Consider the following 26,452-nt stretch of genomic DNA (forward strand, 5'->3'; position numbering starts at 1 on the left):
GTTAAAAAGCCCAAAACAAGATATGTTTGTGCGCATTCGTCATTTCCACACTATGCTAGTCTAAAAAGTATCTGAATCATCAAAACTATGGATCTGATTGAGCTTATTTATATCAGTACAGTAGCAACCCCTTTGAGCGACGACGACTTAGAGATGTTACGTAGCCAGTGCGCTGCGGCAAACCAATTGCAGGGGATCTCGGGTATGTTGCTGTATGACAGACATCACTTTATGCAAGTTATCGAAGGTGATAAATCAAAAGTAGAACAACTTTTTGAGCGGATAAAAAGCGATAAACGACATACGGAGGTGTCAGCTTTAATCTGCAATCCTATCGAAAAACGAAACTTTAGACGCTGGGCCATGGGTTTAATTGATTTAGAGAAACATGAAGCTTATCGAAAAGTACGCAAAAATAGGCCTCACAGACGCTTGCCACTGAGCTATAAGCTGCTGAAATCATTTCGCAATCATGAGTTTGAGATAGAAGAACATATAGATAAATCATTTGGCAGTTAGATTTATCAACTTCTCGCCAAACAACACGTGCGTATATTGCGCTTAGCGCATCCAACCCAAGACAAAAAGTTGATTTAGTGTAATGTCCTGTAATGTAAAAACATGAATTGTGGAGGAAAAACACATATTTCATCCACTTTTGTGGTTTCTAATCTAAAACGTACATTTCTCAACTATTCTTCTTTTATGAACAATATTTATTTAAGCATTGCAATCGTCGTTGCAGCGGTGAGTATCATCGCACTGATAAGGACCAATCAATTACGTAAAAAGGATTTGAAGGTCTTAAAAGAAATCAAAAAAGCCAAAGATGCACTGAGCAAGTCTATTCTTTACCATGGCAAAAGCGACATACCTAACTATATGTTTTTTATGCAACGTTTGCTGAAGGTAGAACGTAAGTTTTCGAGATTTCATGTTTCGCTCATTAAACTCGGTAAAACCCCGGTGTTTGATTCTATTGAAGGAAACCTCGAATCACTTTCCGAGCTTTTCAGAGACATCAGTAAGTCTTGCCAGCCTTACGCATTGGCACTACATGACTCTGATTATTTAGTTATGGCATTTGTAACCCATGATACCGATTCCAATCAACAAGACGCACAAGCTAAACAAATCGAGATTTTAGATAAATTACCTAAGCAAGTGTGGGTAAATAACACCCAAGTGCCTATTGATTATGCAATTTCATCGATGAGCTTAACGGGTCAATCGTCTTTATACGGCATTGATAAAGTGCAACGTCGACTCACCTTTTCAATGAAATACGCGTTGGAGTCTGACAATGGTGCTTTTGTACATAATGAAAAACTATACCAAGCAGAAATGTACAGAAAGCATGTCCTACTCAAATTGATGAACAGCATCTCATTCAACCCTGATGATTTCTATCTTGTGTTTCAGCCAATTTTTAAGACGTCAAACCTCGAAAGCCCAAAACGTTACGAGGCATTGGTGAGGTGGAGAAATACTAAAAATTTGGGTCCTAAAATGTTTATGCCTATGATCCAAGACAAGCCAGAACTGCAAAGTGAACTCACTAAAATTGTGGTCAACCAAGTCTACTCAATGCTGAAGATTAAGCTTGATGCACAAGAAAAACTCAAACCTATACACCTAAACATTTCGGTTGCAATGTTAGAAAATGAACAGCTATTGGATTACTTGAAAAAGGTCATTAGAGATACCCCATCGATCGCAGCCTTTATTACCTTTGAGCTGACAGAAGGCAGTGAGTTGAGTGTCAGTGACAATGCACACAATACACTTAGAAAGATGTCAAACCTTGGGTTTAGTTTCGCTGTTGATGACTTTGGTCAGAGTGATGCAGATCTCAGTGTGTTGAATAGCAAATATTTTAACTCGGTGAAGATAGACAAAGCGTATATTTCTGAGGTGCAAAGTAAATCAGATCAAGCCCCTAAACTGGATGCTATTGTGCAAGTTGCTAGAGAAAACAAAAAAACGGTGATTGTAGAAGGTGTCGAAAACCGGTACCAATACGAATATATAAAACGGTTCCCCAATATTTACATTCAAGGTTATTATGCATCGGTGCCATTAACAATGAATGAGTTTCTGTCTAACGAGGCAGCCTAACGATGACTTTTCCCGCATGCACCTGTGTGCGGGATTGTACTCCTACCACTGACCAGCTCTACTCACATACTTAACCTTTCGCTTTAAGCCAAAAAAGCCCGCCGTTTACTGAGCACCATGCTTTTTTTCCGCCTCTATTAATATATTCATTAACAGAATCTGAGCTTAACTCACAGTGCTGATTCTTATCCTCGCTCGAAGGGTCATATAGCATCTCAATCGCAGGATAGGTTGATTTCAACTCCTTTTTTAGTAGTCTGGTATTTTTAGTATCCCCTTCTTTTGCATAAGCCAATAGAGTACGTGTTGCTAAATCACCAAAACTTCCTTCACTTTTCGTCGACAGTAAATGGTCCAAAGAATGCCAGCATTTTTGTTTGATATAGCAATTATATAGTTGGTAACGATTTTTATAGGTATCACTCAAGGTCAGGGGTAACAGTGCTTCAAGTTCGTCAGTAGCTCCTTTAATGTCACCTAAATCAAATTGGATTTGTGCTTTTCTACTTCTCAAAATCAAGTATGGCTGGGCTTCGTATAATTTATCGAACGCCATTTGATGACGTTGTTTAAAATTTTCGGTGATCAACTCTCGTTCGATCACTAAAATCAAATCGTTTATCAGTGATAAAGTCGATTCATCATTTCTATTTAGGAGCCCCTGTAGATGGTCCTCAGCTTTGCCACGATCAAACTCACCATCCATTACCTCATTCTGAGCTGACTCGATACATTGTTTTGAGAAGCGCATTTCATATATCGTGTTATTAATAAGAGACAATAAAGCGCGTTTTGCCTGCATTGCTTGTTGACCAAAGCTGTGCCCTTCACGCCCAAATGTCTCTCTTGCATTGATGTAACTGCTAAACCCCTTTAAAGTCTCAGACAACCAGTCCAGAGATTGAAGTTGCACTTGATTTAAAGCACTTCGGTCAATAAAACTGAGGGCTTCAAGCATACCTTTACAGTAGCTAGGTAACGGCATATTGTCTTGCAGGGCAACGTGAATTTCTGTTTTCGGTAGCGTACATCGACTAGGTAACTTGAGCGTATTGGACATGATGTTGTCCATACAAATGTGGTAAAAGTCCATCAAAGATTTAAGCTGAACTTCTTGCCCAAGAGAGATATCACCAAACAGTTTTGTTATCCATAACCTCGGTAATACTGTTTGAGGTGTAATACCTAGTCCGACAATATAACCTTCAATGAAAAAAATATTAGGTTGGAGCTCTGACTGAAAGGAGAGCTTTTTTATGATTTTTCTTATGCTCCGCAACCGTAATAATCACTCTATTCTATGTATATATTAATAGCATACATGATTCACACTGGCATTTACATAGCAAAACTGCCAGCTTGATTTATTTAAACCTCAGTCAATAAAAAACTATAAACATAAAACCAATTGTCAAAAACTGATTTTTATTTAAAAAAACAAACTTTATTTCTCATAGTAAAATTAAAAAATTTAGATATCATTAACTTATGCTCAGACCCCGGTTTCCGTAGCACTCAACACAGCGTCGTTGTGCCATCTCTATCAGACATGCTCGCTCTGAGTAAAAAGCAAAAAAACATCTCGTTACCACGAAAGCTAAAAGAAAATAAAAACCACTGGGCAATTTTTGCCAACACTCAGATAGGCCGTTAGTCAATTAATCAAAATTCCACTAATTGAAATAATAGAACAACAAAGCAGTAAAAGTTAATATATTAATTATAATAAATAACCTTAAATAACAATAAAAAACTGAACCCTATGCGGTTATTCACGACCTCGCGTTTATTTACCACAATGAAAAAAAGTGATTATTTTTCATACTCTGCAATAACGTCACTGTCACTTAATTCGCTCCTGGCCTTTATGTGGCCACTTGAAGCTGCGGCTTTTAGCCACTTAGTTGCTTCTGGCGTGAGCTGATTGCTATTTTGCTTTTTGAGTAGCATCGCGAGTTGGTACATCCCTTCAGGTAATTGATCGTCGGCGGCCCGCTGTAGCCATTTAAATGCTTCTTGCTGGGCAGCGCCATCCGCATTTTGACTGGCATAATACTCCCCAAGCAATATGTAACTTTCTGAGTGATTTTGTTTTGCTGCTCTTAGCAACCACACCAACCCCTTAGAGTATTGGTTCAATGCTAAATTTAATGCCCCAAGATTATGCATCGCATCAGGCAACCCTAATTCAGCAGAGCGCTTGAAGTAATTGAGCGCGCGTTCATTATCGACTGCGACTTTCAGTCCGTCACGATAAATAATACCTAACTTATTAAGGGCAATGTCATCCTCTTGCTGAGCGGCTTGTAGGTAGTACGTTTGCGCTTTTTCTAAATCAATTTGTTCACCAAAGTCTCCGTCTTGATATATCGCACCTAACTCTCGGTGAGCCAGTGCCACCCCTCTGTGAGCAAGAGAAATAAGTAAGGTGATAATCGGCAGATCTTGTTCCTGCCGAACCCTCATGTAATGCGTTAACTTTTCAGCGCATACTCCTTGTCCCTGCTTTGCGCCTTCAAAGTAGTAAGACTTAGCTTGTCGCCAGTCTTGATCGATCACGATGTCCGCCGCATAGCAGTAAGCCTTCGCGTAGCCCAATTTTGCAGACTTGATATAATATTCAAGGGCGAGCTGCGTATCTTGCTCTGTGCCTTCACCCTGTTTCAATGCATTGCCTAAATGAAACGCTGAGAAAGCATTGCCAAGAGCCGCGGCTTCCTTAAACAAACTCATTGCTTTCTCTTTATTTTGCTTTACGCCTTGCCCTGTCTGGTACAAGCCTCCTAAATGATGCATCGACTGTGCATCTTTGCGTAAAACACCAACTTGATAGTGCCCAATGGCTTGCTCAAAATTTTGCGCCACGCCCTTACCCAACTCGTAAAGCCGCCCTAAATTGCCAAAGCTTGATGGGTTTCCAAGTTCAGCCGCTTGTTCAAAATAACTTTTAGCGACCACAAAATCAGGGTCTACGCCTTGCCCTTGTTCAAACATCTTTCCTCGATTATTCACTGCTTCAGCAGATCCAGCCAACGCCGCTTTTCGATACCACCGATGTGCTAACGCATAGTTATCAGTAATTTTGTGATGCAAATGGCCAAGCTCAAACGCACATAACTTGTAACCTTGCAGATAGCTGATTTCAAAATATTCAGCAGCTTTTGGTATGTCTCTTAACGTCCCTGATTCTTGATACACTCGACCCAACCCACACAATGCTTTGGTTTCACCAAAATAAGCAGCATTAGCAAGTAGCTGCTTAGCAGTTTCGTACCCTTTGTCCGTGCGCCAATATTCAAGGAAAATATACCCTAACTCAGTCGCCGCAGCTGGCTCACCTAGGTCGACGGCTTGGGCATACAACGCCATTGATTTTTTGAGATCCATCTTTAGGCCGTAGCCACCGTATCGATACCATTTAGCAAGGTATGTGATTGCAGGTACATGTTCGTTTTCGACAGCTTTTAACACCCACTCCAATGCAGTGCCATCCACATACTCTCTGCCGTGACCCGATAATAATCGCTTGGCAATTGCCAGTTGCGCTGGCCCATATTGATGATCGGCCAGCTCAATTAATAACGCAAACTCATAATGAAAATTTTTGAGACGATGGGCTTCTTTGGAGAGCAAAAAATGACTTTGAGCGACCAATGCACGACTCGGTATTTTATCTGGCTCGATAAATAAGTAAGCCTGATTAACCGGTTTAGAAGTGGCGTTACACCCAGCAAGAAGCGCAACACAGAGAACAACAGCTAACAATTTCATATGAAGTCTAACTAGTGCGGAGTAAAATAAAGACTGCCAGTAGCGAAACGCCTCGCAAGTCACCACTCTTAATTCTAGCTAAGACTGTCATAATTGGCAGACCTTTTAAGCAAATGATAGTACCAATCACACATTTGCAGCCCATGTGAATTTGATTACAATGACATGGCGTTTAATTAATGAGCTAAAAAATGGATTTTAAAACAAAAATCAATACTAAAAGAGCATATAAAGAGAATAGTAATCTCATCGCCAGTCTCGAAAGTGACCGAGGACGCATTTTAAACTGTGCCGCACTTAGGCGCCTACAACAAAAAACACAAGTGTTTCCGCTGGAGAGAAATGCAGCGGTGCGCTCTAGACTGACTCATTCTTTGGAAGTACAACAAAATGGACGCTTTATTGCCAAGTCCATCATTGATGAATTGCAAAAGACCGAACAAACACAAGTACTTTTCGATCCCCAGGAGGCTGAAGCACTCATCAGTTTGGTAGAAATGGCTTGTATTATGCACGATATTGGTAACCCAGCTTTCGGACATTTTGGTGAAGCAGCCATTAACGACTGGTTCCGAGGCTATTTCGCGTCTCATCCCGACTATACACACACATATGCAAGCTGTATTGAAAACCGCGATGGTGAACAGGACTTTGCCGCTCGTCTGCTACGTGATTTATGTCAGTTTGAGGGAAATGCACAAGCAATTCGAATTGTTCGCACACTGTCAAACCTCAATTTAACCTACTGCCAAACTGCCTCAATATTAAAATACACACGTTGCGGTACAGAAATTAAACCGGCTAAAAGTGCTAACAATAGCTATTTGCAAAAGAAAGTTGGCTATTTTTATAGTGAGCAAAGTTTTATTGAAGAGTTGTGTGACAAACTCAATATGCATTTGGGCAATCGCCATCCTGTTTCATATATCATGGAGGCAGCCGATGATATTGCCTATTGCCTAGCGGACATAGAAGATGCCGTAGAAAAGGGCATACTGAGTATTAAGCAGGTTATCCATGAACTCAATAATGAGTATGCAACTCAATTGTATGACCTGAAAGTTGACACTCACTCAAACACCGTCGCACTCGCCTGTGAACGCGCATTGAATCGCGCCCAGGCCAACCAATCTAACCTCAATGCTGAGTTTTTTATCTACTTGCGTGTCGAGCTTGTGCACCCTCTCGTCAAACATGCAACTAAACGTTTTATCGACAATCTTGAAGATATATATCACGGCCATTTTAATGAGGCGCTTTTAGAGGATAAAAGCGAAAAACACGCAATCACAAAAGCGCTGAAACAAGTCGCACTTAATCATGTATTTTGCCATTATGAGGTGGAGCAATTAGAACTACAAGGGTACAAAATTACCTCTGGTATTTTAGATGAGTACACACGACTTCTAAATTTAACTGCAACCCAATTCAATCAAGTGCTTGAACATAGCCATGATTATCCTATCGAGGTGCGATTGCTAAAACGTATTTCAGGTCAGTTTATCTCCGCATATAACAAAGCCATTCAATCAATGACTGAGGCCGAACAGTCATTGCCAATCTACGAGTTTTACTATCGCTGTCGCCTGATACAAGACTTTATCAGTGGAATGACTGACCAATTAGCCTACGATACGTATCGCACATTAATGGTCATTGATTGAGTGTAACAGCGCACTGCTCCCCCTGCATTGCACTTGCACCATGTTCACAGTAAAGTTGAGCAAGTCATATTCGCGAACGGGCCTGAACTATCGCGTTCACCAGTGAATAACTTGATAGCATAGTGACAATAATTAATAAGGATAATTATGTTAAAACAAACAGCAATAGCATGCATGTTGTTGGCAAGCCTGAGTGCATGTAAACAAACAAGCCAACCTGTAACGCCGACGAGCGCTGTACAGTCACATGAAGACTTTCGCACATACTCAGCAAAAACCTTCTTTGACACAACCAGCATTTCTGGCAGTGCGTTTAGTCCTGATGGCAAGAAAATACTTGTCAATTCTGATGAGTCTGGCATTTTTAACCTCTATGAGATAGACGTAAAAACGAGTGTTAAATCGCAATTAACGCAATCACCAGACTCGACTTACGCACTTCAGTATTTCCCCAATGACAACCGCTTACTGTTTACCCGTGACAACAATGGCAACGAACGATTTCATGTTTTTGTAAGACATGAAGATGGTAACGTGCAAGATCTCACCCCCGGAAAAGACGTACGCGCCAGATTCATCGGATTCGCCAGTGGTGGCGAGGCATTTTATGTCTTAAGTAACAAGCGAGATCAAAAGTTTATGGACCTTTACCGCTTTGATGCGACAACCTATGAAAGTGCGCTGATTTACCAAAATGACAAAAACCTGAGCGTAGAACGGGTCAGCGACACTGACCGATATATCGCTTTAGTCAACGCACAAGGTAACAAAGACAGTGATTTATTTTTACTCGATCTAAAAACACCGGACGCCAAACCTGTCGAAGTCTCTAATGTGCCATATCAGGCAAACTTTTCTTCTTCTGCATTTTCAAAGGGTGACAAATACCTTTACTACGGCACGGATGCGCACGGCGAGTTTTATCAAAACTGGCGATACAACATCGCGACAGGCGAACATTCACGCTATGTCGCAACAGACTGGGATATCCAGTTTTTGTACTTTTCAGATACCAATAGATACCGTGTTGTTGGTGTCAATGAAGACTCAAGCATCAAGGTGACAGTCACCGATTTAAAGCAACAAAAAGACATTCAGTTACCTAAACTCCCTGCCGGCAGTATTAGAGGTGTAAACTTTTCTGAAGATGAAAAATTAATGGCGTTTTATCTCAATTCAGATACCTCTCCGAGTAACTTATTTGTATGGGAAGTTGGCAGTGACTCCGTTAAACAGTTGACGTCGACGCTAAGCAAAAAAATAAATCCTGAACATTTGGTTAAAAGCTCAATCGCAAGATTTAAGAGCTTTGATGGCCTAGAAGTACCAGGTGTACTTTACAAACCTAAGCAAGCCACCCCCACTAACAAAGTGCCAGCCATGATCTATGTTCATGGCGGCCCTGGAGGACAAAGTAAAACAGGTTATAGCGCGCGAGTGCAGCATTTGGTGAACCAAGGTTACGCTATTTTTGCTGTAAACAATCGCGGGAGTTCAGGGTACGGTAAAACATTTTTTCACTTAGATGATAAAAAGCATGGTGAAGATGACTTACAAGATATCGTTTGGGGTAAAAAATACCTGCAAGAATTAGACTGGATTGACCCAGAGCGCATTGGCATTATGGGCGGCAGCTACGGCGGCTATATGACTGCTGCGGCACTGGCATTTGAACCTGAAGAGTTTAAAGTCGGGATCAATGTCTTTGGGGTAACCAATTGGGTTAGAACCTTAGAGTCTATTCCACCTTGGTGGGAAGCATATAAAAAGTCGATATACGAGGAACTGGGTGATCCAGCTGTGGATGGCGAACGCTTACGACGTATTTCACCGCTATTTCACGCTCAAAAGATAACTAAACCATTGATGGTAGTACAGGGAGCCAATGACCCGCGTGTACTTCAAGTTGAGAGCGACGAGTTGGTTGAAGCCGTGCGCTCAAACAATGTGCCAGTTGAGTATGTACTGTTTGAAGATGAAGGACATGGGTTCTCTAAAAAAGAAAACCGTATAGAGGCATCTCAAGCATATTTAGACTTCTTGAAGAAACATCTGTAGTCATTCTGTTGAACCAACGGTGATTGAGCACGGACCTAACAACGCGTTATGGGTCTGTGCTTTTTAATTCATCGATTATCCACTCTCGAAAGGCCTTTATCTTTGGCCACGCAAAATGGCGCTCAGGTGCAACGAGGAAATACCGGTACTCACATTGCCATGCAAATTCAGGGTGAATTTCTAACTGTCCAAGTGCTAACGATTGTGCAACCAACCGCCGACGTACTAACGAAAACCCTTGACCTGCTACGGTTGCTTGCAATACCAGCGCCGCGTTGTCAATTTTTAAGTTGCTGGATGCATGCCCGCTAAGCCCAAGTTGTTCGCAAAGCTCGAACCAAGCTAGCTCGTTGTCTCTGCCTTCATCATAAATAAAATTGTGCTTGGATAGCTGAGAGCGAAGTGGCTTAGTCGGATCTATTAGCCCGGGCTGATAGGCAATCACCAATTCATCTTCAGCAATAAGTTCGCTCTTTAGACCCTTATAGTCGCCGAGACCAAAACGGATCCCGATGTCGATGTCGTCTTCATTAAAGTCTGCCAGTTGCTCCGTTGGGTCAATGCGCAGCTGGTAGTCTGGGAGCGCCTGATTAAACTGTGCGAGCCTTGGTAGCAACCAACAAGAGGCAAAAGAGGGTAAAACAGACAGGTTGATTGTACTTGGATTTGGATCTGCTTTTAACGTCGATAGGCCCATATCAATTTGGCCAAATGCTTTGTGCAAATAAGGCAGCAGATCTTGCCCTTGTTGAGTCAGCAAGACTTTTCTGGTTTGTCTTTCAAACAGCATACACCCTAATTGCTGCTCTAATATTCTGATCTGTTGACTGACAGCGGCTTGTGTTACAAAAAGTGCTTCGGCGGCTTGCTTAAAACTCCCCAGTTCAGCGGCGGTTTTAAAATACCAGAGACCTTTTAACGGTGGTGATTTCATGATCTTTATACTTAATAAAAACTTAACTATAAGACAGATTTTCTCGTTTGTCAGTTTTGAGTAAGGACACAATACTTAGCGGTGAATACAGACACACAAGGACTATTTATCATGAAATATGCAATTATTTTCGCTTTTTCTACAATCGCATTTACTTCAGCTGCTCAGCAGGTACAAACAGACAGAGTATTCACTAATGCTGGTTACCCCTACAAAAACTTAATCATGAAAGCAGAGCGCGTCGAACTAATTTATTCAGAAGAGCAGCATAAAACCACTTGCCGAGTCAAAGTGTATAAAGCAGGAACTCTGCACGAAGGCGCACCGATGGAGGTGTCTTCTAAAGCATTTTCGGATGCGCCCGTGAAGAGTTGCTTAGCCCGTCACAATGCAAAGCAAATTTTGGGACTTTTATAGGTTATGCAAGAGGTTGTTTAGAGCTAAGCATCAACCAAAAGCTTTTAAATACCAATCAACATTTAAAAGCTTTGACCTTTTTGGTTCAAAGAACTCGATTAAGCAACGTTTTCGATTTTTTGTCATCAAAGCCAATGGGGCTTGGATTGATGTTGTGGTTAAAAAACCAAGAGAACGTTTGATTCATGTTGGATAAGCGTTGTTAAATGTAGAACGAAAGTGAACGTTCTCTAGCATACAGCAGACGCTGACAGCTCTAGTAGGAATAGTTGTTGTAAGTTCATTTTACCATGACAGAAGACATTAAAAAATTGCGCACATGCACAGCTTTTCCAAAATTGTATATCAGGCTTAACTGAGCGCCAATTCGTTTCTGCCTCTTTTGATTAATGCAAACCCAAGATCTGACATTACAATAACTCATTACGAGAAACATGTTGAAAGAGGAAACTTTGACAACTTGCATTAGGGCATTTAGACATTAAAAATACTCCGTAAGCCCCTCATTTAAACAACGTGGTAAAAGCTAATAACACCGCAGCACTGCTTTCTTTCTAATTTAAGCGTAATCTTAAATACCGAAGTAACATTAAACTAAAACAAAAAAATTTTGATATAACTGGGTATTAAAAAGTAGCTAAAGCGTAGTTACAAGATAATTAATTACCTAACACAAACTTTTAAACACCAAAATATTAACCTATTACACCAAGCATTAACCTTTGTTACTTTAATAGGGCAAGAATAAAAACTTAAAATAAAGGAGTTAAAAATGAAAGTTAAGTTGAACAAAAAGCCATTAAAGCAACTATCAAAAAATAAAGTCGCATTCCCAGCAGAAGCGACACCTCAAGTAGCTGGTGGTAGTTACAAACATCAGACTATTGCGGGTGCTTCATGTGATACTTGCCCTATTATAGTATAGTTATAGGCATATGAATTGAGGCTAAGTAGCTGTTACTTGGCCTTTTAAATACAGTTAAACTTTTCATTTTAATAAGCTTATCTTTTAAATCTCATTATTACTCCCTATCCAAGCGTTTGTAGCCATATTTCATTTTGGGCTGAGCACGTACCCAACGTAATTAAACAGCCGTGATGATTTCGCCTAAAGAGGTAATTTCTGTACCAAATGTCACCGATCCTAGTAGTGTGGTGTTAGAGCCTCTCGGTATAGTGTCTTTGTCAAATTTTGCTCTGGCATGAATCCCTGAAGTCGTGCACGGGCCCGGAGCTATGATCAATTCACAACGATTTAGCGCGAGGTAAAACTGACTAGGACCATTATCAAGTCTGGCAACGCCAACGGTAGGATAAAGCGAATAGTTCATTGTATATTCTATAGATAAATTAACAATTATACGTATTTATCTGCTTAACAAGCGCACAAATAATCACTCAAATGCAGAGTAACCAAACTATGGCACGAAGAGAAAAACATAAATATTTCGCTTTATTACAAGTGCTTTCCTAAAACATAAGTCGATTTTACTCTCTTGATGTATATTAACTTTCTTTGGCCTTGGAGTTTACGCGGCGGTTATGGCATGAATCATAAGCGCTGAGGCTTAGCCTCACGATTTAAAAACGTGGCATATGCGCCTTGTATATTCGGATAACTGCCAGACAAAACCCTATGCACATTGGCATAGTCCAACGAGCTACATGGCATTTTTTGCTCCTCTAACATCAGTGCTTTGAGGCTTTGCTTTCCGGATTTTGAAGACATTAAAAAATGGACGAACGCCCAGCTACTTCTATATAGGGTGGCAGGATCTGAGGTTTGCCATGTATCCTCCGCGCCAATAAGCTGACTTGGTCTAAGTACATGACCTTTAATATAACCGTTGCGGGTAATATGGTTATTCGGTTTTACTTCGCCAACCTGCATTGATACTTCTACCGTTTCAAAGTATTCAGCGAGTCCTTCGTTCAACCAACGTGGTGAGAACCCAATCACCGCTTGATTGATTGCATGGACCGCCTCATGGATTGCCGTTTGCATAGTCGCTTCGTCGGAGGTTTGCTCAACAAATGCAGTATTCTTAACCCCAAAATACACACCAGCAGTGCCGGTTGGATCCCCACCATAAGCCTTAACTGCACGTTCATAGAGCCTTCTGGAAGGCAGCACCTGTATTCTGAGCGTCACTTTTCTCATCGCCTCAAGGCCAACAATGCTGGTATAGCCTCTAAATATGGCGTTCAATCTAGCGCTCAAGGTATTCTTAAACGGGTTTGATATGGTCTGCCCACTGATATTAAGATCAAAATAATCTAACACGCGACTACTTCGGGGCTGGTACGTTTTCGCGCCACGGGCAGGTTTTTGGTCTGAATAATTTGTCACGCCGTTGCTGTCAACCCAAGTATAGATCCCCTGCTCTACACGATACTTGACGCGCTCGCCACTGTGCGGCTGGCATTGTCCGAAGCGCCTTAAAGTATGCTGATGATCAACTCCGGTTTGACGCTCTGCGTGATGAATGGGGCTTTTCGACGCCCTAACACGCACTTTCGTATGAGCAGGCACCTCACTCGTGTCTTGCGCTGATGGCTGGTCATTTTCCTGAGAAAAATGAGTGTGTACTTCGGTAATCCAAAATTGCCTGCCATCAAAAAAGAGATATAACAAAGCCGAAAATACAACCAAACACGCCTTAAAAATGGGCCCTATCCATGTGTGCTTACCGTCGTTCATTCCTTTTCTTCTTTTCCTTTATATCGTGTGATGTGTATTCCTTAACACGTCAACCTAAGTCTGTTGAAACTTTACTTTACCTTGCAAACGAGACTGCAATAGCGCGCAGTTTACCACTCATCGCACCGTTAAAACACGACTTAGCGCAACACTTCTCCAATATGTTTTTTATGCCAAATGGTACAAGCCATTAACGTAAAAAATCCGCTGGTATACGTGATATACAATGGCAGTGACGTTGCGGCATCTTCAGCATACATAAATACGCTCGATAACACCCACGCCGAAATTGCGCCTATAATCAACCAAATCGCGGCTGACAATAGCTTAAATCGCGGTGCACTCACATAAGCCGAAAACACCACACATGCAGCGGCAACCGCGCCGATAATCGGCTTTTTCCACAGCCCAAACGTCTCGGCAAATAGCCCAGCCGCAATCGCCGACACCACAAATACAAAAATGACAATCACCCCAGAAATTAAAAAGCCAAGTGTCTGATTCATATAAAGCCCTATTCATTCATACTCATTTGGTTCGTTTTTGTTCGACACTCGCTTAATAAAAAGCAGATAGCCATTAGTTAATATAGTCAATAACTGCTACTGACCTGAAATTTAGATGTTTTTCTTGATGTTCCCGCGACTCCATGACCACCGACAAATATGGTGCTAACCGCATTTTTTCATCTGAGGACAAGGCGAATTCTAGCTTGAACTTACGCTTGCTGCCCAACGGCACAGTAAAGTAATCGGAGGTTCTAAAACCATACCGTTTCTCACCAATATAAAATGCGTTGACGCTGGCGTGGCTGTCTTTGTGATCAATTGCGTAGCTGTCTGAGTCAATTCTAAACTCATTGTCTTTTGGCAGCAGGTTAATTGCATAAAATGAGCAGGTAAGATTTTTACCGCGCTTTTCACATGCCTCTTGTTTTACTTCAAACCCCGCATAATTTTGAAGTGTTCTCACGGGGCCATCGTATTCATCATTGAGCATAGACAGCGACAGCCAAGGATCTTTTAGAAACATCCCTGCACTAAAAAATGCCACGCACACACTGGTCATAACTGCTGATTTAAACACACGTTTGAAGGTACTTTCGGAGGACTTTTCAAAACCATAATATAAATAGCCCACAAGACCGGTTCCCAATAACACGATAGGCAAAAACCTGATCACACTACTCCCAGAATAAAACACATACGCTTTGAGTGTTTCGACAATGTCTGTCGCATACGCGCCAATGATAATACTGACTATAAAAGCGCTTAGTGCCATCAGCTTTTTAACTGAAAACAAGGCCGCTTTTTTAATTTGGCTAGGTTGTTGCGGTGCTGACTCTTCCATAGGTTTCCTTCCTAAGTGTAACGCCCTAATTAGACCTGCTGGGTTTTATTGGGACAACAAATTTACATTTCAATTACATTTAGTGCAAGTGGGATGGTGGATTTATACCATCGCCATTTCTTACAGAATGGTACAAATCAGCGGATAAGAACCTGGTTCAAAATAACAAAAAGCGCTAATATACAATGGCTTTTATAGAATTAAGAATAAAAACAACAGGACTTGGCCGTGCAGCAAATTGGCATTTATGAGCAGCTTATTACCCAATTGGTAGAGCAAAACTTAAACCGTGAACAGTTTTATATTGGTGAACGTCAGCTTGAATCAGGCGAAGCCTCTGTGTGGCTATCACGCTTTCTTTCAAAGCTGGTCGCCCATGCCATTGATGCCATCCCAAATAGTGATGACAACCGTATCACCAAGCAAATTGAGCTGGCCAACAAACTGGTATTTTGGTTAAAAGATCACATCAGAGACGATCAATTGATCAGCGAAAACCTCATTGATTCACAAGGTCGTATCCTCACCGCCCTGTTTGACAAGCAAAACCCAATTTCTAGCGACCTACCAAGTTATAGCAAAGACATCTTTCCACAAACGGGACTGAGCCAAAGCGAGCTATTTTCTGGTGCAAACGCAGGCATTTCTCTTGAGAGCGAAATCAAAAGAGAGATCTTATCCAGCGACACCATTTACTGGATAGTGTCATTTATACGCTGGACAGGCCTACGTATTTTTAAAGAAGAGCTAAAGCGCTATGTTGCAAGCGGTAAACAGTTAAAAGTAATCACCACTTCATACATGGGGGCCACTGAACAACGAGCCATCGATTTTTTAGCCAGCTTGCCAAACACCCAAGTAAAAATCAGCTACAACAATGATAGCCAACGCCTACACGCCAAATCCTATCTGTTTTTGCGAGATAACGGTTTCCATACTGGCTATATTGGCTCTTCCAACTTATCAAAAGCCGCATTATCTAATGGATTAGAGTGGAACTTAAAAGTCACTAATCAAGAGATCCCGCATATTATTCAAAAAGCACTGAGCACCTTTGAAACCTATTGGGAGTCTGATGAATTTGAACGCTACACAGGTAAAGCGCCTTGCCAAAATAAATTAACGCAAGCGCTTAGTGTCGCAAAGAGTCAGCAAGCTGATACCTCACACTTTTATTTAGATATTCAGCCAAAATCGCATCAAAAAGCCATGCTTGATAAGCTCTGTGCTGAGCGAAGTGTACACGGTCGATATAAAAACCTAGTCGTTGCAGCCACAGGCACTGGTAAAACCTTGATCTCCGCGTTCGACTTTGCGCGATTTTTAAAGCAAAACCCACAAGCTAAATTACTCTTTGTCGCCCATAGAGAAGAGATACTAAAACAAGCACGTTCAGCATATCGCGCCGTACTCAAAAACAACCAATTTGGTGAGCTTTGGGTGGGTCAACATAAGCCAAGTAGATTTAGTCACCTGTTTGCGTCAATCCAATCGCTCAATAATCAATTAGAGTCGCTTAACCTCACCGCCGACTTTTATGATTACATTGTCATTGATGAAGTACACCATATCGCAGCAAACAGCTACCGAGGCGTGATCAATCATTTTGCCCCCAGCATCTTACTCGGTTTAACTGCTACGCCCGAAAGGCAAGACGGCGGCAACATTCTAAGTGATTTTAATGATGTCATCGCCGCAGAGCTACGATTACCTGAAGCAATCAATAATCGCTATTTGATCCCATTTCAATACTTTGCAATTGATGATGACACCGATCTCAGCCGTGTTTCTTGGCAACGTGGCCGTTACGATGTTGGCGCGCTTACACACGTATTCACACAAAACGACCATCGCGCCTTAAAAATCATGCAAAGCCTAGCGGATATCGTAACGAATGTGCACGTCATCAAGGCATTGGCATTTTGTGTTAGTAAGCAACATGCCATATTTATGGCCGAGCAATTTAACTTAAAAGGCATTAGCAGTGATGTACTGATCAGTGACAATGCCAATGAAAGACACGATAAACAGCAAGCCCTCAGACAAGGCGATATTCAAATATTGTGTGTGGTGGATATTTTTAACGAGGGTGTGGATATTCCAGAGATCGACACCCTACTATTTTTACGTCCAACAGAAAGCTTAACTTTGTTTTTGCAACAGCTGGGCCGTGGCCTGCGTCTAACCCAAGACAAAGAATGCTGCACCATTTTAGATTTTGTGGGTAATGCGCGGCCTGAATATGACTTTGCCAGCAAGTTTAGAGCGCTGATCGGTAAAACCAATACGTCAATCAGCCAAGAGATTGAAAGCGGATTTGCACATCTGCCTTTAGGTTGTCGCATTGAGTTACAAAAACAAAGTAAAGACATCATTCTTAAAAATATTAAAGGTGCCATAAACAACAAACGCCGATTGCAAGCACTGCTCAACCGATACCATCAAGACACCAACTTACCGCTCACACTCGCTAACTTCTTACAAGTTAACCCAAGTGTGACTTTAGAAGATGTATTTAAGCTCTCTCAAGGTAAATTAGGTGGATGGCATTGGCTAACCAGTCAATGTGACTCAATGACGGAGCTTGAACAAGCTCATATACAAGCCTATTATCGCGCTATCAATACCCAGTTAATTACTTGCAACTCACTCAGTTACTTGCAGTTTTTACAGTCTTTATGTAAGCATAACTTTGATTTTACTGAGCTTAAAAACATTCCGAATAGCGCTGTATTTGCTTTAATGACACACTACAACTTTTGGGAAAAATCAGGTAAGCAAACAGGACACCAAGACATTACCACCAGCTTAAAAGCACTTGCCAATAAGCAACTACAAGCTGAGCTCAACGACGTGCTCAACATTTTAATAAACCGTATTCATCACCAAGAGCAATCACTGTCGGGCTTACCCAATACCGCTTTACAATTACATAGCCGATATTCTCGTGAGCAGATACTCGCATCGATTGGCGCAAGCACCTTTGAGAAAAAGTCACCAGCACGTGAAGGCGTGTTAGAGCTTAAAAGCCACAATATCGAGCTGTTATTTGTGACCCTCACTAAATGCGAGAAAACCTACTCTCCAACCACACTATACAAAGACTTTGCCATCAGCCCCACCCGCTTTCATTGGCAGTCACAAAACAGCGCAAGACCAGAACGAGGTAAAGGCTTGAGCTATATTACCCACCAAAAAACTGGCAAGCGCATCTTTTTATTCGTACGAGAGCAAAACAAAGACGAGAACAACCGCACTATGGGCTTTGTCAATTTCGGTGAGGTGCAATATGTGACGCATACAGGCAGTCAGCCAATGGACATTACGTGGGACTTGCTTCACCCCATGCCAAGTGAGTTATGGCATGAGGCTGGGAAGTTGGCTGTTGGGTGAGTGCTTATATCTATAAATTAAGCTCTCTGTAGAGGGCTTAATTTATAGAGGTTAAATATAGTGCCAAAATCCGCATCATATTTGTGATAGCACGATTTATAAAGGAACTATGAAAAAATATATAAATATATGCCGTTTCGGAAAGACTTCTTCGAGAACTTATGCCTTCGGGCGAGCCAAAGAGGGGTATTAAATGATCCGTTTGAATTAAGTCCTGCTCAAGACTATATAGATAGGCTCCAAGGAGGAGGTTTAAGCGATAACTTTTTCGAAGAAACTGAAATAGCTTTTCCAAATAGCAATGTAAATGAAATAGGTGTTATTTCATTTACTGAAAATTACAATAACCTACTCATGTGGTCTCACTATGCAAACGAACACAAAGGTATCGTAGTTGAGTTCGATTATGAGATATTACTTTAATTATAAATTATCTAAAAATAGAACAATCGAGAGAGTTCTTTACAACAGAGAACGTAGCTCACATTTACAACCACACTCAAATCTGCGAGAGCGTTTATTAACGAAGAGCGATGACTGGATATACGAAAAGAGCATCGAGTGTTGCCAAATTTAACGAAGGCAGACATCATTCGTGTCGATAAAAATATTTTCATCTAGCTACATGAATTTTATGACAATATTTATATAGAACTATCTGAATTGATTGAAGATAATGGTGATTCAATAACTTTCACTGTAAAGAAAAACGAATGTGAAACGCTCGACAACAAAAGAGTTGATGGAAATGCTACGGACGACGAAGAGGAGATGCTATGCAGCCACAGCGAAGCGATCTTAGATGAAATATATTATTCGTTAGCTGTTTTACCTACTTCTATATTTTTATTTAAGTTGCCTAGCGATTGTATATCATCAATTTTTCTTGGGTGTAGAGCCTCAAAAAAAGATTATTCTTCTCTATCGAAATTGAAAATATCCCCATTTTTGAAGCCTCACTAAGCAAAACACAGTTTTCTTTAATATTCAACCAAGAGTAATAACACTTTTCAACATTGGCTGTGTCAGGAAGTTATATGATCACAAACACAGCCAATACAGTTTAACAAGAGTTTTCAAGTTCAAATATCTCGATCAGAAACTTCTAACAAAAGCGTTTCTAAATCTTCAACTTCCATTGCTAATAATTTTGGTGCTATTTCAACTCTGCTATTCAAAAAGTCTATTGCTTTCCTAACCAATTTGTCCCCTCCACAAACAACCCAAAAACGACTATGCTGAGTTTCAGCTGCATCCAATACGGTATAACCAAGCTTCTCAATTGTAGTACCGTTCACTTCTTGCCACTTTGCAGTTATTTGCACGCTTTCAGAGTCTGTAAAAAGTAAAAAATGCGCAGTTTCTTGCTTACCCTCTATCAAACCTCCATATTTAACAGATGTTTGATAAGTCATAGGGGCAGACGTCGAAGCTCGTGCGAAACCAAAACTTTCAATAACGTTTGTAATATCTTTCAATAGCTCAGCTCTAGCCATATAAAATCTCCAAAAATATTAATAAGTCATCACAACTTCTCTCAATCGCGCAAACGTTACAAACTCATCACTGGCTTCCATTACTGCATACTCTGGGTTTCGTGCTACAAGTAGGTAAGTTATTTCACCTTGCGCATTTATCTGTTTTTGTACATCGCGTAATAAAAATTGCTCATCGCCTGCGCTATCAAAGCGCTCTATGGCGATGGTGGTATTGGTGATCGAGCCTGCGTTATCGGATGTGATGCGCTCAAGTAGGAGTAGATCACCGTCTAAAATCGGGTGCTTTCCGCCGTTCATGGAATTGCCACTGGCGTGTGCCAAAAAGTGTTTTTGAGGGTCGACTTTACCGCAGCCGTCAGGGGCTGGCAGGGTTGTCATATCACTGGTATCGCCCGTTTTAAAATGACCGCACGCGATTTTTAAATTTGGGAAATATGGCAGTTGAATAATATCAGCTTCATCCGCTAAACTTTCGCGAGGTGGGGTACTATCCCCTGCGGTTAATTCAGCGCATATGGAGCTGTCGTTTTTACCCTCAACCTCTTGATGACTGGCGCTGCTAGTTTGCTGCTGTTCAAATTCAACTAACTTCTCGCTTTTACTTTTGAGGTAATTAGCTAGCCGATATTGGCTTAGCTCAAGTATGCAGTCATAAAGCTGCGCTACATCTTGCTCATTAACCTCGATGTTGAGCTTAAATAACGCATCCTCAATGGAAGTATTTGCAGGTTGCTCAACCACAAACCAATGATGGTCTTTGCGCTTGTGCACAGATTTAGCAATGTCAGTAAACGCATTTATCGGATTGATTAACCAATACTTAAACCAAGCGGCACTGCCTTTGGTTTTACTTTGATCTTTTTGTGCAATGTCTAAGGCTCGTAGCTGCGGGTAGTGCATCAACACGTCATAACTTTTATCGGCCAATACCTTTAAGCTGGGGGGATTTGAAACCCCGTCCAATGCAACAAATGCTTCCAGCAAAATCGCTTTAAAGCATTTGGTCATGGGTGTTTGTTCAACGCCTTTATGTAAGAATGCTTGGAAAGGTGCAAGCCAATGTGAGGTGATGGTTTTGCTGAGCCCTGCGTTTGCCACCAGCTCAAACCAACTGCCCTGCTGCTTGGCTTTTTTAATATCGCCATATTCATGGAAAAACTCACTGGCACTGGGGCCATGACCGAGTAGTTCAGCAAGATTTTGATAATCTTCAAGTGCTGTGGTGCGCTGTGCTTTAGCAAGCTTTTGCCAAAAGTCGGTAATGGCCAAGTCGTAATTAATAAAACAGTCATCGGGTAATGTGCTGTTCTGCTCGTTGTGCTTTAGTTTTGTCTCCAATTCCTTGGGTGAATGTGCGCCAAGCAAAGCATAGGGTTTGTTTAAAAAGCTGTGGTGATTACCAATAAAGTCCATCACCACCAAATGGGTTTTATCAGGGCATCGTCTAAGCCCTCTGCCAAGCTGCTGCAAAAACAAAATTTTAGACTCGCTGGGCCTGAGCATCATCACGGTATCAATGCTCGGTATATCGATGCCTTCGTTGAATAGATCAACACTGAATATGACCTGTAGCTTGCCCGACTCTAACTGAGCGAGCGCTTCACACCGTTTTACCTTTGAGTCACCGTGTACGGACGCTGCGCGGATCCCCGCCTGATTAAAGTACTCAGCCATATGATCGGCATGCACTCTAGAAATACAAAACGCCAGCGTGCGCGTTTGTGCAAGCTTGTTGTAGTGCTGCAGTGCATGCTTGGCTCTTTGCTCTGTGGCAAAGTGATTATCTATGCTCTTTGGGTCAAACTTGCCATTTCGCCATGGTATTGCGGTGTAGTCGACGCTTTCATCCCAAATACCGTAGTAATGGAACGGCGCAAGCGTTTTAGCATCTATGCCTTGCACCATGTTACGCTCATACACGAGGTTATTGTCACACAAGCCCAAAATATCCGCTTGGTCGGTGCGCTCTGGCGTCGCGGTTAAGCCCAGCAAAAACTGCGGGGTAAAATATGACAAGACATTGCGATACATTTTACTGCTCGCATGATGAAATTCATCAATGATAATGTAATCAAAATGCGCTGCCGAGAAGTTAGCTAAATTAGTGACTTTGCCGAGTGTTTGAACTGATGCAAACAAGCAGTCCGACTCGGTACTTTTGTGTTTTGCGTTGTAAAACCCGACAGTACAACCAAGTAACTGAGTAAAGGTTTTAGTGGCTTGCATCAGAATTTCGTCACGATGCGCGACAAACAAGATTTTTTTAGCCTTTACTTGCTGTGCATCGAGTGCTGCGAGCCAAGTTTTTCCCATGCCTGTTGCCAGTACCACAAGGCCGCGTTTGTAGCCTTTGGCTCTGGTTTGAGTGAGCATTTCAAGTGCCGCTTGCTGCTCGGGCCTTGGGGTGATTATCCCCAATGGTTCTTCGTTGGCGTCTGCACTAATTGTGCGAAATTCCGGTTTGACTCTGCGCTTTTGGTACTCGTCAATCCACTGTTCAGTTAGGTTAGTCACTTGTGGATGGTTAAATACTGCCTCAAACGCCCGTTTAAATTCAAAAAAGGCATCATCTTTAGTGATTGGTGACACAGGCAAATAATCATGCCGAAAAGCCCATTCGAGCCCGCTTGTCAGTGCCACCTTGCTAATATTATTCGAGCCAACAAACGCACTCCCCTCGTATATTTGACCGTCTTCCCCCTTTGTTTTGGTGAAAATGTACGACTTCATATGAAAGCTATCTTGGGGTTTGGTCTCAAATACCCTGAGCTCTGCCCCCAAACTGTGTAGAGATATAAGCGCTTTTAGTGCCTGCGGACAGGTATACCCTAAGTAATCAGAGGTAAGTAGTTTTAGGCTCGTGTCATTATTCAGCGCGATATAAAGGGCATCAAACAGTAAATTGAGCCCTGAACGCTGAATAAAAGAGACAGAAATCTCTATTTCATCAGCGTGTTCGATGGCTTGCAGCAGCGCAGGAAGGAGTGGATCATTACCCCCAGTGTATAGGTGTTTTTGGGGATTATGTTGCAGTGCTCCTCCTTGGTTAAAATCACTCACTCAATTAATCCTTCCTAAGCAAACAATTTAACCAATGTTCGTTTTCTCTGCCTGGTCGCCTATCTTGCGTCACCCAAGTTTGAATCATACTAAGCGACGGCGTTGAGGTAATGAGCGCTTTTAAACCTTGTTCATCGAGATCAGTGAAATGACGTCCACCTTGCACTCTTTCACCCTGACCATATTTAAATGACGCATACAAAACACCCTTTGATTTTAACGCCCGTTCGAGCCGCTTAAATACATCGGGCAAGTTACTTTGCATCACATGGAGTAAACTTGCACAGGCCCAAATTCCGTCATACTGCCCGTTTTCATCAATCGATTCAAAATACCTGTGTTTAACGGGTTGTCCAAGTAAGCTTGTCGCTAGTTCCACCAATTCAAGGCATGCGTCCATTGCACTCACTTGATAACCAAGCTCCTTAAATGCCAACGCATCTCGGCCACTGCCACAGCCTGCGTCTAAAAGGTGAAGCAGCTCCATTTTTTTATTTGGTAGTGCATTCAAAAATGGGGTGTACAAAGGCTGCATATTTACATTGAGGGTAGCATCTGCAAACTCTTTGGCATGGTTACGGTAGTATTGATATGTAGATTCAGACATTGTTCACCTTAAAAATATGACTTTGCGGTGACGCGTATAAGCGATGACTAAAAAGAGAGTAGTTCCTGCTATACACGGTTCAAAAGTCCTTTAACCGCTTACCTCTATTGTTCATTCCAATAAGTAACTTTGTATTAAGTATTTTATAGAACCCCGTAATTAAACACGATTCTCCCCACTATTAGTAGTGTTTTAGCTCAATTTTTGAGTCTTTTTTTTCTAAAAAAACCAAACGGGGTGAAAGACTAATTATTATAAATAACCTATAAATATACACCTCACATCAACAGACGTTCAGTTGCATAGATATATAGCCATGGACAGCCAGTGCACAGCTCGCGTGTATTCATGGCTTATATAAATAGTTGTTTTAAAAATTGTTCAAAGTATAAAAACAACTGTATACCTATAGAACGATTTAATACACTATTGCCGTTTTAAGCATAACAACACATTAAATATAGTCAGGGCTCTTACATGACAGACAAAGTGAAGCATATCCTTGGGTTATCTGGTGGTAAAGATAGCGCCGCACTGGCTTTACTCGCAAAAGAATTATATTCGGAAGATAAAATTGATTACTTTTTTATAGATACAGGTTACGAATTACCAGAGACATTGGCATTTTTAGACCGCTTGGAAAGCAAACTTGGTTATATTCATAGATTGAGTACATCACCGCAGAATCAAACAAAAGAGGACTATTTTCGGCACCTTTTAGCGCTACACCACAACCATTTACCTTCACCTCGCACCCAATGGTGCGTTGTTGAAATGAAGTTGAAGCCTATGAAGCAATGGCTAAATAGTTACATTCAACAAGGATACAAGATAAAAAATTACCTTAGTGTTCGAGCTGATGAACCAAAAAAAAGCAGCTCATCAGACAATAGCGAGCCAATAGAGTGCATTTACCCTTTTTTATCGCTTGGGATCACTCACAATGATATTAACGATATACTACTTAAAAGTCGGATAGCGCTTCCTGATTACCATCACTGGCGTTCACGACCTGGTTGTTCGTTTTGTTTCTATCAAAGTCAAATAGAGTGGCTTAATTTAATGGATCAACACCCCCACTTGTTTGCAGAAGCTAAATCGATTGAGCAGCACAGCAATACAAACAAAACATCTGAAGAGCATAATTATTGGCAGGGAGCACAACTATCGCTTAGTCGCATTGATGAACCCAGAGTAAAGCAAGCCATACGACATAATCACCGAAATAAAATTGCTGCCATTCATGATGCTAAAAGCAATGAAAGCAGCACTGTTCACCCCCTTTGCTACAAATAACAAAAAAGCCCACATTCGTGGGCTTTGCGACATAACATCTAATTGCCAGATTAGATTAGTTGCTGCACGCGACGGAGTCGCCATCCTTGTCATAGCATGACTGAGCGTGGCCCAATTGAAACTTACAATAGTAAGCTACTTTATTTTCTACACAATTGGTGTAAGTACCATATGCGCCATAGCCGGACCTAAACGTCACTCCCCACTCATAATAAGAATAAGGCGCTGTATTTTTATTTGATTGCCAACGTTTAAATACTGCGGGTGAAACAATATCGTAAAGCACCGAGGGCTTTTGATTTTTACCGTAGTCTCTCCAGCCTTTTTTAAACCCAGTATGGGAACCGTCTAATTCTACTGCGGCATTTGCGGCATCGTAATATGGATTATCAAAGTTCTTTTTCTTATCCACTTTGGATAGTAACCCTTGATAGTCTTTTACCCAGGTTGTGCTTTCACAACTATTAAGAAACGCCATGCCTTTGTCTTCGCCTTTTCCGCATGTTCCCTCCGGTGCACTGTCGCCAGTCCATATGTAGTCACCGTTCTTACCACCATGTATTTTGGCATCGAAATTGGTTGAAAGCGCAATAATCACGTCATTGCCGCCGCCACCTTCTTGGTTAGAGTTTTCTCCATTGGTGACAATAATGTCATCACCACCATTGCCCCATGCTTTGTGCCAACGCTGGTTATTTGGGCTTCCATCGCCGTTTTCGAATAGTGCATCATCTCCTTCTCCGCCATAAAGTCGATCTTCTCGGCCACCGTTTCCCGTTAAATAGTCGTGCCCATCGTCACCGTATAGGGTATCGCTTCCACCGCCGCCACTGAGTACATCATGGCCATCGCCACCATACAATTTATCTGCACGGTCGTCATCATCATTACATGCTGATTGTTCATATATATCCGCGCCATTGGCGTTTTCGAGGGTACAACCTCCCCCTAAATAATCGTTGCCATTTCCACCATACAGAGTGTCAGATCCCTGTCCGCCCATAATCAGATCACCGCCATTTTCTCCGGTAATGATATCGTTGTTATAGGAGCCAAAAAGTATATCGTGACCCTCACCACCACTGATCCTATCATTACCGTAACCGCCATCGATTTCATCATTCCCTCGATCCCCAATGATAAAGTCGTTACCACTGCTGCCAAATATTTTGTCGTTGTTATTCCCGCCACGAATATAGTCATTTTTACGGCCTGTGGTGATGTGGTCATTGCCATTACCGCCATATACCTTTTGTACCACAGCAATGTCTTTACCATTGTAAGTATCGTTACCACTATTTAGAGAGGCTTGTATTCCATTAATTTGGCTCAAGTAAAACTTGTCACAGCTGGAGCTACTCCCCACTTTTCGAGTTACAGTTAAATTGTCACCCGACAGACTCAAAGTAAACTTTTCACTGCTGCTTGTGCCGTTAATTTTAAGTGTTTCACCATCAAGATAAGCCGACGCCCCATCGCTCAAACCACCGCAGCCCGCCATTGCATAGTTAGACAGCCCAAGTGCTAAAGCTGCGCAGAGTGCACTTTTATTAAATGTCATTTTTGTATCCTCAAAGTTTTTGA

20 protein-coding genes are annotated in these 26,452 nt (G+C 41.6%); 9 read left to right on the forward strand and 11 right to left on the reverse strand.

Annotated elements, in window-relative coordinates:
* Positions 1 to 87 precede the first annotated feature (87 nt).
* Together L1286_RS01530 and L1286_RS01535 are read left to right on the forward strand one after the other, a co-directional pair.
* Entirely contained in the window at positions 88 to 519 is a 432-nt protein-coding gene (locus tag L1286_RS01530; RefSeq protein WP_235405168.1) for a BLUF domain-containing protein, read from the forward strand.
* 186 nt (positions 520 to 705) lie between these two features.
* Positions 706 to 2,118 carry an EAL domain-containing protein gene (locus L1286_RS01535; RefSeq protein ID WP_235405169.1) on the forward strand — a complete coding sequence of 471 codons (1,413 nt, stop codon included), beginning with the start codon at positions 706 to 708 and terminating at the stop codon, positions 2,116 to 2,118.
* Between the two features lie 70 nt (positions 2,119 to 2,188).
* Here the strand turns inward: L1286_RS01535 and L1286_RS01540 are convergent, their stop codons facing one another.
* Together L1286_RS01540 and L1286_RS01545 are read right to left on the reverse strand one after the other, a co-directional pair.
* Positions 2,189 to 3,178: a hypothetical protein gene (locus tag L1286_RS01540; RefSeq protein ID WP_235405170.1), complete on the reverse strand. Its 990-nt coding sequence runs from the start codon at positions 3,176 to 3,178 to the stop codon at positions 2,189 to 2,191.
* A gap of 752 nt (positions 3,179 to 3,930) precedes the next feature.
* Positions 3,931 to 5,889 carry a tetratricopeptide repeat protein gene (locus L1286_RS01545; protein ID WP_235405171.1) on the reverse strand — a complete coding sequence of 653 codons (1,959 nt, stop codon included), beginning with the start codon at positions 5,887 to 5,889 and terminating at the stop codon, positions 3,931 to 3,933.
* Between the two features lie 191 nt (positions 5,890 to 6,080).
* On the opposite strand from L1286_RS01545, the gene dgt reads away from it, so the two are divergent.
* Positions 6,081 to 7,553 carry a dGTPase gene (gene dgt / locus L1286_RS01550; RefSeq protein WP_235405172.1) on the forward strand — a complete coding sequence of 491 codons (1,473 nt, stop codon included), beginning with the start codon at positions 6,081 to 6,083 and terminating at the stop codon, positions 7,551 to 7,553.
* Positions 7,554 to 7,700: 147 nt separating this feature from the next.
* Positions 7,701 to 9,611 (forward strand): S9 family peptidase, encoded by a 1,911-nt coding sequence (locus L1286_RS01555; protein ID WP_235405173.1) that lies wholly within the window; start codon positions 7,701 to 7,703, stop codon positions 9,609 to 9,611.
* 46 nt (positions 9,612 to 9,657) lie between these two features.
* On the opposite strand, the gene L1286_RS01560 is transcribed toward L1286_RS01555, so the two are convergent.
* On the reverse strand, positions 9,658 to 10,545 hold the full coding sequence (locus L1286_RS01560; protein ID WP_235405174.1) for a LysR substrate-binding domain-containing protein: 888 nt from the start codon (positions 10,543 to 10,545) through the stop codon (positions 9,658 to 9,660).
* A 111-nt stretch (positions 10,546 to 10,656) separates the two neighbouring features.
* On the opposite strand from L1286_RS01560, the gene L1286_RS01565 reads away from it, so the two are divergent.
* Positions 10,657 to 10,962, forward strand: a complete 306-nt coding sequence (locus L1286_RS01565) for a hypothetical protein (RefSeq protein ID WP_235405175.1) — start codon at positions 10,657 to 10,659, stop codon at positions 10,960 to 10,962.
* Between the two features lie 772 nt (positions 10,963 to 11,734).
* A complete protein-coding gene (locus L1286_RS01570) occupies positions 11,735 to 11,887 on the forward strand; it encodes a hypothetical protein (RefSeq protein ID WP_235405176.1) in 153 nt (50 codons plus the stop codon).
* Between the two features lie 160 nt (positions 11,888 to 12,047).
* Here the strand turns inward: L1286_RS01570 and L1286_RS01575 are convergent, their stop codons facing one another.
* The 4 genes from L1286_RS01575 to L1286_RS01590 all read right to left on the reverse strand — a co-directional run bounded on the left by L1286_RS01575 (position 12,048) and on the right by L1286_RS01590 (position 15,013).
* On the reverse strand, positions 12,048 to 12,293 hold the full coding sequence (locus tag L1286_RS01575; RefSeq protein ID WP_235405177.1) for a hypothetical protein: 246 nt from the start codon (positions 12,291 to 12,293) through the stop codon (positions 12,048 to 12,050).
* Positions 12,294 to 12,514: 221 nt separating this feature from the next.
* The gene (locus L1286_RS01580) at positions 12,515 to 13,663 is read right to left on the reverse strand and encodes a DUF1570 domain-containing protein (RefSeq protein WP_235405178.1); all 1,149 of its coding nucleotides are present in this window, start codon (positions 13,661 to 13,663) and stop codon (positions 12,515 to 12,517) included.
* A 140-nt stretch (positions 13,664 to 13,803) separates the two neighbouring features.
* Positions 13,804 to 14,169: a hypothetical protein gene (locus L1286_RS01585; protein WP_235405179.1), complete on the reverse strand. Its 366-nt coding sequence runs from the start codon at positions 14,167 to 14,169 to the stop codon at positions 13,804 to 13,806.
* 73 nt (positions 14,170 to 14,242) lie between these two features.
* Positions 14,243 to 15,013 (reverse strand): hypothetical protein, encoded by a 771-nt coding sequence (locus L1286_RS01590; RefSeq protein ID WP_235405180.1) that lies wholly within the window; start codon positions 15,011 to 15,013, stop codon positions 14,243 to 14,245.
* A gap of 228 nt (positions 15,014 to 15,241) precedes the next feature.
* Here L1286_RS01590 and L1286_RS01595 point away from each other — a divergent pair, with 228 nt between their 5' ends.
* Together L1286_RS01595 and L1286_RS01600 are read left to right on the forward strand one after the other, a co-directional pair.
* Complete coding sequence (locus tag L1286_RS01595; RefSeq protein ID WP_235405181.1) at positions 15,242 to 18,406, forward strand: DUF3427 domain-containing protein; 3,165 nt, start codon at positions 15,242 to 15,244, stop codon at positions 18,404 to 18,406.
* Positions 18,407 to 18,535: 129 nt separating this feature from the next.
* Positions 18,536 to 18,829 carry a DUF2971 domain-containing protein gene (locus L1286_RS01600; RefSeq protein WP_235405182.1) on the forward strand — a complete coding sequence of 98 codons (294 nt, stop codon included), beginning with the start codon at positions 18,536 to 18,538 and terminating at the stop codon, positions 18,827 to 18,829.
* A 659-nt stretch (positions 18,830 to 19,488) separates the two neighbouring features.
* On the opposite strand, the gene L1286_RS01605 is transcribed toward L1286_RS01600, so the two are convergent.
* The 3 genes from L1286_RS01605 to L1286_RS01615 are packed head-to-tail and all read right to left on the reverse strand — an operon-like array spanning position 19,489 to position 23,572.
* A complete protein-coding gene (locus L1286_RS01605; protein WP_235405183.1) occupies positions 19,489 to 19,902 on the reverse strand; it encodes a PD-(D/E)XK nuclease superfamily protein in 414 nt (137 codons plus the stop codon).
* An 18-nt stretch (positions 19,903 to 19,920) separates the two neighbouring features.
* Complete coding sequence (locus L1286_RS01610; protein WP_235405184.1) at positions 19,921 to 22,965, reverse strand: DEAD/DEAH box helicase family protein; 3,045 nt, start codon at positions 22,963 to 22,965, stop codon at positions 19,921 to 19,923.
* Positions 22,966 to 22,969: 4 nt separating this feature from the next.
* Positions 22,970 to 23,572 (reverse strand): class I SAM-dependent methyltransferase, encoded by a 603-nt coding sequence (locus tag L1286_RS01615; protein WP_235405185.1) that lies wholly within the window; start codon positions 23,570 to 23,572, stop codon positions 22,970 to 22,972.
* Positions 23,573 to 24,049: 477 nt separating this feature from the next.
* On the opposite strand from L1286_RS01615, the gene L1286_RS01620 reads away from it, so the two are divergent.
* Positions 24,050 to 24,868 carry a phosphoadenosine phosphosulfate reductase domain-containing protein gene (locus L1286_RS01620; RefSeq protein ID WP_235405186.1) on the forward strand — a complete coding sequence of 273 codons (819 nt, stop codon included), beginning with the start codon at positions 24,050 to 24,052 and terminating at the stop codon, positions 24,866 to 24,868.
* Between the two features lie 55 nt (positions 24,869 to 24,923).
* Here the strand turns inward: L1286_RS01620 and L1286_RS01625 are convergent, their stop codons facing one another.
* Positions 24,924 to 26,429, reverse strand: a complete 1,506-nt coding sequence (locus L1286_RS01625) for a calcium-binding protein (RefSeq protein WP_235405187.1) — start codon at positions 26,427 to 26,429, stop codon at positions 24,924 to 24,926.
* Positions 26,430 to 26,452: the final 23 nt, after the last annotated feature.

The organism is Pseudoalteromonas sp. SMS1 (assembly GCF_021530565.1).
Taxonomy (GTDB): Bacteria; Pseudomonadota; Gammaproteobacteria; order Enterobacterales; family Alteromonadaceae; genus Pseudoalteromonas.

Bases quoted from the DNA above. Each gene is read 5' to 3' on its own strand.
- L1286_RS01530 (WP_235405168.1), top strand. From the start codon at position 88: ATGGATCTGATTGAGCTTATTTATATCAGTACAGTAGCAACCCCTTTG.
- L1286_RS01535 (WP_235405169.1), top strand. From the start codon at position 706: ATGAACAATATTTATTTAAGCATTGCAATCGTCGTTGCAGCGGTGAGT.
- L1286_RS01540 (WP_235405170.1), bottom strand. From the start codon at position 3,178: ATGTCCAATACGCTCAAGTTACCTAGTCGATGTACGCTACCGAAAACA.
- L1286_RS01545 (WP_235405171.1), bottom strand. From the start codon at position 5,889: ATGAAATTGTTAGCTGTTGTTCTCTGTGTTGCGCTTCTTGCTGGGTGT.
- dgt (WP_235405172.1), top strand. From the start codon at position 6,081: ATGGATTTTAAAACAAAAATCAATACTAAAAGAGCATATAAAGAGAAT.
- L1286_RS01555 (WP_235405173.1), top strand. From the start codon at position 7,701: ATGTTAAAACAAACAGCAATAGCATGCATGTTGTTGGCAAGCCTGAGT.
- L1286_RS01560 (WP_235405174.1), bottom strand. From the start codon at position 10,545: ATGAAATCACCACCGTTAAAAGGTCTCTGGTATTTTAAAACCGCCGCT.
- L1286_RS01565 (WP_235405175.1), top strand. From the start codon at position 10,657: ATGAAATATGCAATTATTTTCGCTTTTTCTACAATCGCATTTACTTCA.
- L1286_RS01570 (WP_235405176.1), top strand. From the start codon at position 11,735: ATGAAAGTTAAGTTGAACAAAAAGCCATTAAAGCAACTATCAAAAAAT.
- L1286_RS01575 (WP_235405177.1), bottom strand. From the start codon at position 12,293: ATGAACTATTCGCTTTATCCTACCGTTGGCGTTGCCAGACTTGATAAT.
- L1286_RS01580 (WP_235405178.1), bottom strand. From the start codon at position 13,663: ATGAACGACGGTAAGCACACATGGATAGGGCCCATTTTTAAGGCGTGT.
- L1286_RS01585 (WP_235405179.1), bottom strand. From the start codon at position 14,169: ATGAATCAGACACTTGGCTTTTTAATTTCTGGGGTGATTGTCATTTTT.
- L1286_RS01590 (WP_235405180.1), bottom strand. From the start codon at position 15,013: ATGGAAGAGTCAGCACCGCAACAACCTAGCCAAATTAAAAAAGCGGCC.
- L1286_RS01600 (WP_235405182.1), top strand. From the start codon at position 18,536: ATGCCGTTTCGGAAAGACTTCTTCGAGAACTTATGCCTTCGGGCGAGC.
- L1286_RS01605 (WP_235405183.1), bottom strand. From the start codon at position 19,902: ATGGCTAGAGCTGAGCTATTGAAAGATATTACAAACGTTATTGAAAGT.
- L1286_RS01615 (WP_235405185.1), bottom strand. From the start codon at position 23,572: ATGTCTGAATCTACATATCAATACTACCGTAACCATGCCAAAGAGTTT.
- L1286_RS01620 (WP_235405186.1), top strand. From the start codon at position 24,050: ATGACAGACAAAGTGAAGCATATCCTTGGGTTATCTGGTGGTAAAGAT.
- L1286_RS01625 (WP_235405187.1), bottom strand. From the start codon at position 26,429: ATGACATTTAATAAAAGTGCACTCTGCGCAGCTTTAGCACTTGGGCTG.